Here is a 13,755-nt window from a genome sequence, read left to right as displayed (position 1 = left end):
CGGAGCTATGAGCAGGGTGAGCGCCGGGGGCGGGACGGGCATGGCGAGCGAGGAGAGTGTCCCGGGTACGGCGGGCGCGGGGAGTGTCCCGGGCATGGCGGGCGCGGGGAGTGCCCCGGGTACGGCGAGGTCGGGCAGGGCGGCGAGCAGGACGGGTGCCGCGGGTGCGACGGGCGCGGCGAGGTCCGGCAGAGCGGCGAACACGACAGGGGCCGGGACCGCGACCAGCGCGACGAGGCCCAGCAGAACGGCGACGAGCAGGACGGGTGCCCGGAGCGCGACGGACACAGCGAGACCCTGCAGAACGGCGAACACTACAGGGGCCGGGACCGCGACCAGCGCGACGAGGCCCAGCAGAACGGCGACGAGCAGGACGGGTGCCCGGAGCGCGACGGACACAGCGAGACCCTGCAGAACGGCGAACACGACAGGTGCGCGGAGCGCCAGGAGCACGGCGAGGTCAGGCAGAGCGGCCCGCAGGACGAGGGCCGGCGGAGCCATGAGTACGAAGAGGCCCGGTACAGCGACGCGCGGGGCGAGGTCCGGCAGAGCGAGGCGCAGAACGCGGAGTGGGCGAACAACGCCCAGGATGAGGGGCGGTCGAGCGTGGCGGCGGTCGGGATCCGGTGCTATCGGCACGAGGGCATCGTCCTCACCAATCAGCAGTGGTCCCGGGGGCTCGGCCGGCTCGCGGCGACCTGGGAGTTGACGTCGGCCGACGGCCGCACCCTGACCGCCCCGGCCGAACTGCCCCGGCTACGGCCGGGCGAGACGGCGGCCGTCCCGCTGCCGTTCGCGCTGCCGGCCGGCAGCGGTGAGATGTGGCTGACCCTGCGGGTGGTGACGGCCGTGGCGGAACCGCGGACGCCGCGCGGCACGCAGGTGTGCGCGGCACGGGTCCGGCTGCTCAGGACCGTCCCGGACCGGGGCGTCCCGCACCCGAGTGTCCCGGACCCCGCCGTGCCGGACCCCGCCGTGCCGGACCCGGCCGTGCCTCCGGTGGAGGTGGACGACGACATCGACGCGGGGCGTCGAGGGCCGGACACGGAAGCGGCCGATCCTCGCGCCCTCCCCGAGTACCGCGTCCCACCGGACGCCCGCCCCCGAAGCCGACCCCTGCGCTCCCTACAGCCTTCATAGCCCCGACAGTTCCCGCAGACCCCGCAGGCCTGGCAGACCTCCCAGGCCCGGCAGGTCCCCGTCCCCGCAGACCAAGCAGACCTCGCAGGTCCAGCCCCCCCCACATCCCCGCCCCCGCAGGCCCGGCAGGCTCAGCAGTCCTCATGGCCCGACACCCCCACAGTCCCCACAGCCCCAGTCCCCGTAGACCTGCCTCCCCGCAAGTCCAGCACCCCCCGCCCTCCCCGTCCCCGCAAACCCTGTAGTCCCGCAGTCCCCGCAACCCTCAGGGGTCCAGCAGCACTCGCGATCCCCGAAGCCCTGGTGATCCCCCCAGCCCTGGTGATCCCCGAAGCCCTCGTGACTCCCCAAGCCCTCACGGTCCCCCAGCCCTAGTGATCCCATCAGCCCTCCTGCCCCCAGCCCTCGCGGTCCCCGCAGCCCCCATGGCTCCGTAGGCCCTCCCCGCTCGATCGACGCCCCTCCCGTTCCCGTCAACGTCACCTTCACGGAGCACACGTGTGTACCTCGCATGACCACAGCCCCACCGAGGCCCCGCAGGCCGGTGCCGGGCGGCGCAGTTTTCTGAGGGCCACGGCGCTGTTGGGCGCCGCCGCCACGGCCGGTGTCGCGCTGCCGTCCGTCGCCGAGGCCGCCGAGCGGGGCGGCCGGCGGCCGGACACGGACAGCCGCCGGTTCACGCTCGCGGTGATGCCCGACACCCAGTACCTCTTCGACGGCCCCAGCATCTACCCGGCGCCGCTGGAGGCCTCGCTGCGCTATCTCCTGGAGCACGGCGAGGACGACAACATCGTCTTCCTGACCCACCTCGGCGATCTCACCCAGAACGGCGCCGCGGAGGAATGCGCGGCGATCGGCGAGGCGTTCGGGATCCTCGACCGGCGGGGTGTCGGCTACAGCGTGCTGGCCGGCAACCACGACATCGCGTCCTCGACGGACGACCAGCGCGGCTCCACGCCGTATCTGGACACCTTCGGCCCGCAGCGCTTCCGGGACAAGCGCACCTTCGGCGGCGCCTCGGCGGACGGCTACAACACCTACCACCTGTTCCGGGCCGGCGGCCGTACGTGGATGGTGCTCGCGCTGGACTGGCGGCTGTCGGCGCAGGGGTACGCCTGGGCGAAGGACGTCCTGGCCCGGCACCCGAGGACACCGGTCATCCTGACCACCCACGAACTGGTCGTCGACGACGACACGTTGTCGGACTACGGACAGCAGCTGTGGGACCGGCTGATCGCGGACCACGACCAGATCTTCCTGACGCTGAACGGCCACTACTGGCCGGCTCGCCGCGCGATACGCAAGAACGCGGCGGGCAACGACGTCCATCTGCATCTGACGAACTACCAGAACCGCTACTTCGGCGGCGCGGCCATGATCCGCCTCTACCACTTCGACCTGGACCGTGACGTCATCGACGTGGAGACGGTCTCGCCCTGGATCCTCGGCCGGGCCGAGAAGGGGCTCAACGCGCTGGAGCGGCAGGAGATGGAGCTGAGCGGCGACGAGGACCGCTTCTCCGTCGACATCGACTTCACCGCCCGTTTCTCGGGCTTCGCCCCGGTGCCGGCCCGACCGGCGCGACCCGTGTCGAAGATGCTGATTCCCGGCACGGCCGCCTACTGGCGCTTCGAGGCACCCGTCTCCGGCACGGTCCGTGACCTGTCCGGCCGGGGCAACGACCTCACCGTGGTCTCGGTGGGCGGCGGCTCGCTCGGCTGGTCGGCCGATCACCACCCCGACCAGCCCGGCCACGGCAGCCTGGAGTTCCAGGGCTACAAGTCGCCGCTGAAGGGCGCCTATCTGCGCACGATCGACAGCGCACCGCTCAACTCGGCCACTTTCAGGGATGGTTACACCATCGAGGCGTTCTACTGGCTGCCCGCCGACTGGGACGCCGCGCATCACGCCTGGTCCGGTCTGGTCGGCCGGACGGGCCGCAACGGCTCGGTCGGCACGGTCACCGACGACCCCGACGAGCCGCTCGCCACCCTGTCCCTCTCCGACGGTCCGGGCCCGCAGTGGGCGGTCCACCCGCTCAACCAGCGGCAGCTGGCCACCAACTGGGGCGACGAGACCGCCCGCGAGACCTGGTGGCACCTGGCCGTGGTCAACGACGGGCGGCACACGACGATGTATGTGCAGGGCTGCCCCGTGGCCCGCAATCCGCACGCCCCCGCGATCGGCATCGCCTCCTCCGGACGGCCCTGGCTGCTCGGCGGCTACGAGTACGCGGACAAGATCGACCAGATCCTGCACGGCCGTCTCGGCGATGTCCGGATCGTCGCCCGGGCGCTGCCCGTCTCCTCCTTCATGACCCACTGACGCTTCATGACCCGCTGACGCCCGCCCCGAGGACATACGAAAGACCATGACCCAGCAGCAGCTGCCCACCTGGGCCGACCCTTCCGTCTCCCCCGCCGCCCTCGACGCCCAGGGCGTGTCGAGACGCCGACTCCTGTGTCGCGCGGGCCTGTTCGGTGCCGCCTTCGCCCTCGGACCGGCGGCGGCCCCCGCGCTCGCCGCCCCGCGGCGCACCCTCGGCGGTGAGGATCCGCGGCTCGCCTACCTGGTCGGCGACCACCACGTCCACTCCGTCTACAGCCACGACGCCAAGTACACCTTCTCCCAGCAGGCCAGGGCCGCCGCCACGTACGGCCTGGACTGGATGGTCTTCAACGAGCACGCCAACTTCGGGCACGCCCGCCACGGCGCCGCGCTGGAGCACCAGGAGATCGTCAGGGCCCGCGCCGAGAATCCGCGCCAGCTGATCTTCCAGGGCCTGGAGTGGTACATCCCGGCCGCCGAGCACGCCACGGTGTTCGCCGCGCCCGGCCCGAACGAGGTCGACCTGCTCACCCGGTTCGAGCTGGCCTACGACGGCAAACTCCTCGGTTACGACAAGGGCGGCGCCGCCGACGCGGACACCGTACGCAACGAGGCCCACGCCGTGAAGGCCGTCCGGTGGCTGGCCGACCAGCGCCGCACCGGCTACGTCGACGACGTCCTCGTCCTCGCCAACCACCCCCTGCGCCTCGGTATCGACTCCCCGCACGAGATACGCGCCTGGCGGGACGCGGCCCCCGAGGTCGTGATCGGCATGGAGGGCGCGCCCGGCGCCCAGGGCGCGGCGATCCCCGGCTGGCGCGGCGCGACATCGATCCGCGGCGAGTACGAGAACAAGCCGTCGGCACAGTCCTTCGCGGGCTATCCGGCGGACGCGTATCTGACGTACGGCGGATTCGACTGGGCGACCGCGACCGTCGGCGGGCTGTGGGACGCGATGCTGGCCGAGGGCAGGCTGTTCACGATCACCTCCAACTCCGACAACCACCGCACGGTCTTCGACACCTGGAAGAACGGCGACTGGCCGGCCGGGCAGAACTTCGACAACACCGGCAAGCTGCCCGACCCGGTGAACACGGACACCCCGCAGCCCGGCAGCGACTTCTGGCCCGGCGCCTTCAGCCGCACCCACGTCGGCGTGACCCGATACGGCTACCGCGCCGTGATGGCGGGTCTGCGCGCGGGCCGCGTCTGGGTGGACCACGGGCATCTGATCGACGGGCTCGACGTGCGGCTGAAGCGGGACTGCGACCACGGGCGCGGTGTCACCCTGGGCGGCCGGCTGTGCGTCCGCAAGGGCGAGCGCATCACCCTGTACGTCACCGTGACGACCGCCTCCCGCGCCAACCCGCGGGGAATCGTCCCGCGGTTGGCGCAGGTGGACGTGATCCGGGGCGCGGTGCGCGGGCCGGTCGCCGACCGGGACGCGTGGCAGGCGCCCGACACCCGGGTGGCGCGCACACTGGACGTGTCCGGCCGCACGGGGACGTACACCCTGCGCATCCCGCTCACCGCCGGGGACGAGTCCTTCTACGTCCGGCTGCGCGGCAGCGACGGCGAGCGGCACGGCACGGGTTACCTGGGCGCGGCCGTCGACCCGAACGGCCCGGTCCCCCACGAGCCCGGCGACGGCGACCCATGGGCCGACACCTGGTTCTACTCCAACCCCGTCTTCGTCGACGTGACCGACGGCCGCTGAACCAAGAACGCCGCCTTGTCGATGCAACGACGGCTCGACGCTCGCGGGCACCTGTCGTGGGCGGACTGGAAGGCGGGCAGCGCGGTCGCTTTCACGGCGTGAACTCCCTTGAGAGCCAAGGAGATTCTTTGTTTTAACTCTTGACGGCCGCAGGCACGGAGAGCACATTGGGCGCACTTTGAGAGCGCTCTCAGACTGGTGTGGCGCTCTCGGAGGCGCACCCGCGCACCCCACCCCGTACCCGAGAGGCACCCCCATGAGCGAAACCTCCGGCATACCCCCCGTGGTTCACAGACGGCGGCGCTCCGTCCGCCGTGCCCTTGTCGCCGCACTCGCCACCATCGGCCTGGCGGCCGCGGTCGCGACGACCGCCACGCTCCCCGCCAGCGCCTCCGCGCCCGGCGTGCCCTCCGGCTGGACCCAGCTCTTCCTCGATGACTTCGACGGCGCGGCCGGCTCCGGTGTCAACACCTCCAACTGGCAGTACGACACCGGGACTTCCTATCCCGGCGGCGCCGCGAACTGGGGCACCGGCGAGGTCGAGACGATGACGTCGAGCACGAACAACGTCGCCCTCGACGGCAACGGCAACCTGCTCATCACCCCGCGCCGCGACGCCTCCGGCAACTGGACCTCCGGCCGGATCGAGACCACCCGCACCGACTTCCGTCCCCCGGCCGGCGGCAGGCTGCGCGTGGCGGCCAGGATCCAGATGCCGAATGTGACCGGCGACGCGGCCGCCGGCTACTGGCCCGCGTTCTGGATGCTGGGCGCGTCCTACCGCGGCAACTACCAGAACTGGCCGGGCGTCGGCGAGCTGGACGTCATGGAGAACGTCAACGGCCTGAACAAGACCTGGGCCACGATGCACTGCGGCACCGACCCCGGCGGCCCCTGCAACGAGACCACGGGTCTCGGCAATTCCACCGCCTGCCCCGACACCACCTGCCAGTCGGGCTTCCACACCTACACGATGGAGTGGGACCGCTCGGTGAGTCCCGAGGCGATCCGCTTCGCCGTCGACGGCGTCACCTACCAGACGGTCACCGCGAACCAGGTGGACGCGACGACCTGGGCCAACGCCACGAACCACGGCTTCTTCGTGATCCTGAACGTGGCGATGGGCGGTGGCTTCCCCGCGGCATTCGGTGGCGGCCCGACCGGCGCCACGGACCCCGGTCACCCGATGGCCGTCGACTACGTCCAGGTGCTGCAGTCCCCGGGCAGTGGCGGCACCACTCCCCCGCCGTCCGGCGGCCGCGACGCCTACAGCCCGGTCCAGGCCGAGTCCTACGACAGCCAGTCCGGCGTGAGCACCGAGACCACCGCGGACACCGGCGGCGGCCAGGACATGGGCTGGATCGCGAACGGCGACTGGGCGCTGTACAAGGGCGTGGACTTCGGCTCCACGGCGGCCACCCAGTTCCACGCCCGAGTGGCGAGCGGCGCGGCCGACGGCGTCAGCGGACTGGTCGAGGTGCGGCTGGACAGCCGTGGCAACGCGCCCATCGGCAGCTTCGCGGTCGGCAACACCGGCGGCTGGCAGTCCTGGCGTACGATCCCGGCCAACATCGGCTCGGTCACCGGCACGCACGACGTCTATCTGACCTTCAGCAGCGGCCAGCCGTCCGACTTCGTGAACGTGAACTGGTTCGACTTCGGTCACTGACGCCCCGGCGCCGGTGCGTCAGCGCAGCTCCGCCCGGAAGGCCACCGGGGTCTGTCCGGTGTGCAGATGGAAGAACTTGGTGAAGTTCGCCGCGTCGGGGAAGCCCACGGCCACCCCGACGCGGCCGATCGGCATGTCCGTGTGGGCGAGGAGGCGTTTGGCCTCCAGGACGACACGTTTGTCGATGAATCCCTTCGGGGTCTCACCGGTGGCGGCCCGGACGGCACGGACGAGGGTGCGGCGGGAGTAGCCGAGGGTGTCGGCGTAGGCGCTGACGCTGTGGTTGGTGGCGAAGCCGTGCTCGACGGCTTCCCGGTAGCGGGTGAAGGTGCTGTCCGCCTGCTGCCGGGTGGCCTCCACGGAGCTGGCCGCGAGATGGGCGAGGCGCAGCAGGAACGCCGTGAGGGTGTGCCGCAGGACCGCGGTGTGCAGGCTCAGCGGGAGCGTCGTGGTGTCCTCGTACTCGCGCCGCAGCTGGTCGAGGGAGGCCTGGAGGGCGGTGAGCCGGTCCGGGTCGGGGTGCAGCAGGGGCGGCAGGTCGTACCGGTACAGGCCGGTGGCCTCGACGGTGGCGCGGGGCAGAAAACCGGGCTGCATGGTCAGGACGGTGCCGCGGTACACGGTGTCGCGGGAGAAGCGGTGGACCTGTCCGGGGCGGATCCACAGCAGGTCGCCGGCGCCGGCCTCGTACTCGGCGAAGTCGATCATGTGGCGTACGGGACCGCCGGTGAAGAGCATGACGACATGGAAGTCGATGCGGTGGACACGGTGCAGCGGGGCGTCGGCGTGCCAGGTGCGGTCGGTGCCCATGGAGCCGATCTGCATGCCGACGCCGCCGACGGACAGTTCCGTCGGGAAGGGGAAGGTCCTGATCCCCTCCCCGCCCGCACCCGATCCCTCAGCTTGGGGCGTTGTGTCAGCCATGTCCTTTTCGTGCCGTCCCTGTCGCGCGATCACTGTCCCAGATTCACCACAGGCTGACACACCCCGACCTTCCCTCGAAAAAGTCAGACTTTTAAGTTTGAACGTGTCAGGTCAGCAATCGCACACCCAACGAGGACTTCTTGAAGATGACCACGCAGACATCCGATGGCTTCGAGTGGACCGACCTCGACCGGTGTGCCGTGGACACCGCCCGTCTGCTGGCGGCCGACGCGGTCCAGAAGGTGGGCAACGGCCACCCGGGCACGGCGATGAGCCTGGCGCCCGCCGCGTACACGATCTTTCAGAAAGTGATGCGTCATGACCCGGCCGACCCGGAGTGGACCGGCCGCGACCGCTTCGTCCTCTCCCCCGGGCACACCTCGCTGACCCTGTACACCCAGCTGTTCCTGGCGGGCTACGAGCTGGAGCTGGACGATCTGAAGGCGTTCCGCACCCAGGGTTCGAAGACCCCCGGCCACCCCGAGTACGGGCACACCGCCGGTGTCGAGACCACCACGGGCCCGCTGGGCCAGGGTGTCGCCAACGCGGTGGGCATGGCGATGGCGGCCCGCTACGAGCGCGGCCTGTTCGACCCGGACGCCCCCGAGGGCACCTCCCCCTTCGACCACACCATCTGGGCGATCGTCTCCGACGGCGACCTGGAGGAGGGCGTCTCCGCCGAGGCCTCCTCGCTGGCCGGCCACCAAAGGCTCGGCAACCTGGTCTTCCTCTACGACGACAACCACATCTCCATCGAGGGCGACACCGCGACCGCGTTCTCCGAGGACGTGCTGAAGCGGTACGAGGCCTACGGCTGGCACACCCAGCGCATCGCGCCCACCGCCGACGGCGATGTCGACACCGAGGCCCTGTACACGGCGCTGAAGGCCGCGCAGGCGGAGACCGGGCGGCCCTCGATCATCGCGATGCGCACGGTCATCGCCTGGCCGGCCCCGAACGCGCGCGACACCGAGGCCTCCCACGGCTCCGCGCTGGGCGAGGACGAGATCGCGGCCACCAAGCGGCTGCTCGGCTTCGACCCCGAGCGGACCTTCCAGGTCGAGGACGAGGTCCTCGCGCACTCCCGGCGGGCCCTGGACCGGGGCGCCGAGGCGCACGCGGCCTGGGACAAGCGGATCGCCGAGTGGCGCACCGCGCAGCCGGCGCGGGCCGAGCTGTTCGAGCGCGTCAGCAAGGGCGAGCTGCCGGCGGGCTGGCAGGACGCGCTGCCGGTGTTCGAGGTGGGCAAGCCGGTCGCGACCCGTGCCGCCTCCGGCAAGGTGCTGCAGGCCCTCGGCCCGGTGCTGCCCGAGCTGTGGGGCGGCTCCGCCGACCTCGCCGGCTCGAACAACACCACCATCGACAAGGCCAGCTCCTTCCTGCCGAAGGGCAACCCGCTGGCCGAGGCCGACCCCTACGGCCGTACCGTGCACTTCGGCATCCGCGAGTTCTCCATGGCCGCGGAGATGAACGGCATCGCCCTGCACGGCAACACCCGGATCTACGGCGGCACCTTCCTCGTCTTCTCCGACTACATGCGCAACGCCGTGCGGATGTCGGCACTGATGCAGCTGCCGGTGACGTACGTGTGGACGCACGACTCCGTCGGCCTCGGCGAGGACGGCCCCACCCACCAGCCGGTCGAGCACCTGGCCTCGCTGCGCGCGATCCCGGGCCTGAACGTCGTCCGCCCGGCGGACGCCAACGAGACCACGATCGCCTGGGCCGAGATCCTGAAGAGGCACGCCACGAACCCCGCCCCGCACGGGCTCGCGCTCACCCGCCAGGGCGTGCCGGTGTACGCGCCGAACGAGGACGCGGCCAAGGGCGGCTATGTGCTGCGCGAGTCCCACACCGAGGTCCCGGAGGTGATCATCATCGCGACGGGTTCCGAGGTGCAGCTGGCCGTGGCCGCGCGGGAGGCGCTCCAGGCGGAGGGGATCGGCACGCGCGTGGTGTCGATGCCGTCCGTGGAGTGGTTCGAGGAGCAGGACCAGGCGTACCAGGACGCGGTGCTGCCGCCGGCCGTGCGGGCCCGGGTCGCCGTGGAGGCCGGGATCGGGCTGACCTGGTACCGCTACGTCGGTGACGCCGGCCGGATCGTCTCCCTGGAGCACTTCGGCGCCTCCGCCGACGCCGGGACCCTCTTCGCCGAGTTCGGCTTCACCCCCGAGAACGTCGCCGCCGCGGCCCGCGAGTCGCTCGCCGCCTCGCGCGCCTGACCCGAACGCGACAACAATCCGCGATATACGTCCGCGAGAAGACAACGCGACGAGAAGACAAGAAAGATGAATGACGTGACCGAAGCACTCGCCACCGCCGGAGCCCTCAAGCGCCTCGCCGACGAAGGAGTCTCCATCTGGCTGGACGACCTGTCGCGGGGGCGGATCGCCTCGGGCAACCTGGCGGAACTGATCGAGAACAAGAACGTCGTCGGTGTCACCACCAACCCGTCGATCTTCCAGGCCGCCATCGGCTCCGGCGCGGGGTACGAGGAGCAGCTCACCGACCTCGCCGTACGGGGTGTCACCGTGGACGAGGCCGTGCGGATGATGACGACCGCCGATGTGCGCGCCGCCGCCGACATCCTGCGCCCCGTGTACGACACCACCGGCGGTCAGGACGGCCGGGTCTCCATCGAGGTCGACCCCCGGCTCGCCCACGACACGGCGGCCACCGTCGCCGAGGCCAAGCAGCTGGCCTGGCTGGTCGACCGCCCCAACGTGATGATCAAGATCCCGGCGACCGAGGCGGGCCTGCCGGCGATCACCGAGGTCATCGGCCTCGGCATCAGCGTCAACGTCACGCTGATCTTCTCCCTGGAGCGCTACCGCGAGGTCATGGCCGCCTACCTGGCCGGCCTGGAGAAGGCCAGGGAGCGCGGCATCGACCTCTCCACGATCCACTCGGTGGCGTCCTTCTTCGTCTCCCGCGTGGACAGCGAGATCGACAAGCGGCTCACCGCGATCGGCACCGACGAGGCCCTCGGCCTCAAGGGCCGCGCCGCCCTCGCCAACGCCCGTCTCGCCTACGAGGCGTACGAGGAGGTCTTCGCGTCCGGGCGCTGGCAGGCCCTCTCCGGCGAGCAGCCCAACAGGCAGCGTCCGCTGTGGGCGTCGACCGGTGTGAAGGACCCCGCGTACAAGGACACCCTGTACGTCGACGAGCTGGTCGCGCCGGGCACGGTCAACACCATGCCCGAGGCCACGCTGAACGCCGTCGCGGACCACGGCGAGATCACCGGCGACACGGTGAGCGGCGGCTACGCGCAGGCCCGTGCCGACCTGGCCGCCGTGGAGCGGCTCGGCATCTCCTACGACGAGGTCGTCCAGCAGCTGGAGGACGAGGGCGTCGCGAAGTTCGAGGCGGCCTGGCAGGAACTGCTGGACGCCGTAGCGAAGTCCCTGACGAGCAAGGGAGTTGACGCCCGATGACCGACAACGCACCCGCCGCCCCGGCACCCGATCCGGAGCCCGCGAAGGCGCCCGCGAAGGCACCGGCGAAGGTGACCGTGCCGGTGGCCCCGGCCGCCGACTGGGTGAACCCGCTGCGGGACACCCGCGACCGCCGGCTCCCCCGGATCGCGGGCCCGTCCGGGCTGGTCATCTTCGGTGTGACCGGTGATCTGTCCCGCAAGAAGCTGATGCCGGCGGTGTACGACCTCGCCAACCGCGGTCTGCTGCCGCCGGGCTTCTCCCTCGTCGGCTTCGCCCGCCGGGAGTGGGCGGACCAGGACTTCGCGCAGGTCGTGCACGACTCGGTGCGCGAGCACTCCCGCACCCCGTTCCGCGAGGAGGTGTGGCAGCAGCTCGCCGAGGGCATGCGGTTCATCCCCGGTGACTTCGACGACGACACCGCGTTCAAGCAGCTCAAGGACGCCGTCGAGGAGCTGGACGCCTCCCGCGGCACCGGCGGCAACTTCGCCTTCTACCTCTCCGTCCCGCCGAAGTTCTTCCCCAAGGTCGTGCAGCAGCTCAAGAAGCACGGCCTGGCCTCCCCGCCCGAGGGTTCCTGGCGGCGCGCGGTCATCGAGAAGCCGTTCGGCCATGACCTCGCCAGCGCCATCGAGCTGAACGGCATCGTGCACGATGTGTTCGAGCCGGACCAGGTGTTCCGCATCGACCACTACCTGGGCAAGGAGACCGTCCAGAACATCCTGGCGCTGCGCTTCGCCAACCAGATGTACGAGCCGATCTGGAACCGTTCGTACGTCGACCATGTGCAGATCACCATGGCCGAGGACATCGGTATCGGCGGCCGGGCCGGCTACTACGACGGCATCGGCGCCGCCCGTGACGTCATCCAGAACCACCTGCTGCAGCTCATGGCCCTCACGGCCATGGAGGAGCCGATCGCCTTCGACGCGGACGCGCTGCTCACCGAGAAGCTGAAGGTGCTGAAGTCGGTGCGGCTGCCGGAGGACCTGGGCAAGCACACCGTGCGCGGCCAGTACGCCCAGGACTGGCAGGGCGGCGAGAAGGTCGTCGGCTATCTGGAGGAGGACGGCATCGACCCCACGTCGAAGACCGACACCTTCGCCGCCGTCAAGCTGGGCATCGACAACCGTCGCTGGGCGGGCGTCCCCTTCTATCTGCGCACCGGCAAGCGGCTGGGCCGCCGGGTCACCGAGATCGCGGTGGTCTTCAAGCGGGCCCCGCACTCCCCGTTCGACTCCACCGCCACCGAGGAACTGGGCCAGAACGCGATCGTCGTCCGCGTCCAGCCCGACGAGGGCATGACCGTGCGGTTCGGCTCCAAGGTGCCGGGCACGTCGATGGAGATCCGGGACGTGTCGATGGACTTCGCCTACGGCGAGTCGTTCACGGAGTCGAGCCCCGAGGCGTATGAGCGGCTCATCCTGGACGTGCTGCTCGGCGACGCGAATTTGTTCCCCCGTCACCAGGAAGTGGAAGAGTCCTGGAAGATCCTCGACCCGATCGAGGAGTACTGGGCGGCGCACGGCAGGCCGGCGCAGTACGCGTCGGGCAGCTGGGGACCGAGGGAAGCGGACGAGATGCTCGCACGAGACGGACGGAGCTGGCGCAGGCCATGAAGATCGACCTGATCGACACCACGGCAAGCAAGATCAACAAGGCGTTGGTGCAGGGCCGCCGCGCCATCGGCACCCCGGCCGTGGGCATGGTCCTGACGATGGTCATCGTCACGGACGAGGAGAACGCCTACGACTCGATCAAGGCCGCCGAGGAGGCCTCGCACGAGCACCCCTCGCGGACCCTGGTCGTCATCAAGCGGCACGCCCGCACCCTGCGCGACCGCACCCACTCCCGGCTGGATGCCGAGGTCCGGGTCGGCTCCGAGGCCGGCACCGGCGAGACGGTCGTGCTGCGCACCTACGGCGAGGTGTCCGACCACGCCGACTCGGTCGTGCTGCCGCTGCTGCTGCCGGACGCGCCCGTCGTCGTGTGGTGGCCGGTGGACGCCCCCGACACCCCCTCGAAGGACCCGCTCGGCGCGCTGGCCCAGCGGCGGATCACCGACCTGTACGCGGTCGAGCGGCCGATGGAGGTCCTGGAGACCCGGGCCCGCAACTATGCCCCGGGCGACACCGACCTCGCCTGGACCCGGCTCACGCTGTGGCGTTCCATGCTGGCCGCCGCCCTGGACCAGGCCCGCACCGAGGTGACCTCGGCGGCCGTCGAGGCCGAGGCCGACAACCCCAGCGCCGAACTGCTCTCGCGCTGGCTGGAGGCCCGCCTCGGCGTCACGGTGGACCGCGTGATCACCGCGGGCCCGGTCGTGACGGCCGTACGCCTCGGCACCGCGAACGGCGAGATCGTCATCGACCGCCCCGAGGGCCCCCTCGCGACCCTGACCCTGCCGGGCCAGCCGCCGCGCACCCTGGCCCTGAAGGTCCGCTCCACCTCCGAACTCATCGCCGAGGAACTGCGCCGCCTCGACGCCGACGAGATGTACGCCATCGCCCTCAGGGGCGAGGCCGCCAAGGAGAACGCCTGAG

At 71.1% G+C, this 13,755-nt stretch carries 9 protein-coding genes; 8 read left to right on the top strand and 1 reads right to left on the bottom strand.

Features of this window, described 5'->3' with window-relative positions:
• The first annotated feature begins 606 nt into the window (after nt 1–606).
• The 4 genes from IE277_RS49570 (at nt 607) to IE277_RS21215 (ending at nt 6,854) form a co-directional block, all read left to right on the top strand.
• Entirely contained in the window at nt 607–1,140 is a 534-nt protein-coding gene (locus IE277_RS49570; protein WP_373310841.1) for a DUF4981 domain-containing protein, read from the top strand.
• 498 nt (nt 1,141–1,638) lie between these two features.
• Complete coding sequence (locus IE277_RS21225) at nt 1,639–3,465, top strand: LamG-like jellyroll fold domain-containing protein (protein WP_189954723.1); 1,827 nt, start codon at nt 1,639–1,641, stop codon at nt 3,463–3,465.
• A 46-nt stretch (nt 3,466–3,511) separates the two neighbouring features.
• The gene (locus tag IE277_RS21220; protein WP_189954721.1) at nt 3,512–5,185 is read left to right on the top strand and encodes a PHP domain-containing protein; all 1,674 of its coding nucleotides are present in this window, start codon (nt 3,512–3,514) and stop codon (nt 5,183–5,185) included.
• Nucleotides 5,186–5,441: 256 nt separating this feature from the next.
• Nucleotides 5,442–6,854, top strand: a complete 1,413-nt coding sequence (locus tag IE277_RS21215; RefSeq protein ID WP_189954719.1) for a glycoside hydrolase family 16 protein — start codon at nt 5,442–5,444, stop codon at nt 6,852–6,854.
• 18 nt (nt 6,855–6,872) lie between these two features.
• Here IE277_RS21215 and IE277_RS21210 read toward each other — a convergent pair whose 3' ends face one another.
• Entirely contained in the window at nt 6,873–7,778 is a 906-nt protein-coding gene (locus IE277_RS21210) for a helix-turn-helix domain-containing protein (RefSeq protein ID WP_189954717.1), read from the bottom strand.
• A gap of 146 nt (nt 7,779–7,924) precedes the next feature.
• Between IE277_RS21210 and tkt the strand changes: the two genes are divergently transcribed.
• The 4 genes from tkt (at nt 7,925) to opcA (ending at nt 13,754) form a co-directional block, all read left to right on the top strand.
• On the top strand, nt 7,925–10,000 hold the full coding sequence (gene tkt, locus IE277_RS21205) for a transketolase (RefSeq protein ID WP_189954716.1): 2,076 nt from the start codon (nt 7,925–7,927) through the stop codon (nt 9,998–10,000).
• 66 nt (nt 10,001–10,066) lie between these two features.
• Nucleotides 10,067–11,212, top strand: a complete 1,146-nt coding sequence (gene tal, locus IE277_RS21200; protein WP_189954713.1) for a transaldolase — start codon at nt 10,067–10,069, stop codon at nt 11,210–11,212.
• Nucleotides 11,209–12,831 (top strand): glucose-6-phosphate dehydrogenase, encoded by a 1,623-nt coding sequence (zwf, locus tag IE277_RS21195; RefSeq protein ID WP_373310835.1) that lies wholly within the window; start codon nt 11,209–11,211, stop codon nt 12,829–12,831. The genes tal and zwf overlap by 4 nt, the downstream gene beginning before the upstream one ends.
• Nucleotides 12,828–13,754 (top strand): glucose-6-phosphate dehydrogenase assembly protein OpcA, encoded by a 927-nt coding sequence (gene opcA / locus IE277_RS21190; protein ID WP_189954711.1) that lies wholly within the window; start codon nt 12,828–12,830, stop codon nt 13,752–13,754. Before zwf ends, opcA begins: the two co-directional genes overlap by 4 nt.
• Nucleotide 13,755: the final 1 nt, after the last annotated feature.

Origin of the sequence: Streptomyces alanosinicus, assembly GCF_014650595.1 — a bacterium.
In the GTDB taxonomy this organism is placed as follows: Bacteria; Actinomycetota; Actinomycetes; order Streptomycetales; family Streptomycetaceae; genus Streptomyces; species Streptomyces alanosinicus.
This window is presented reverse-complemented; position numbering and strand designations above follow the sequence as displayed.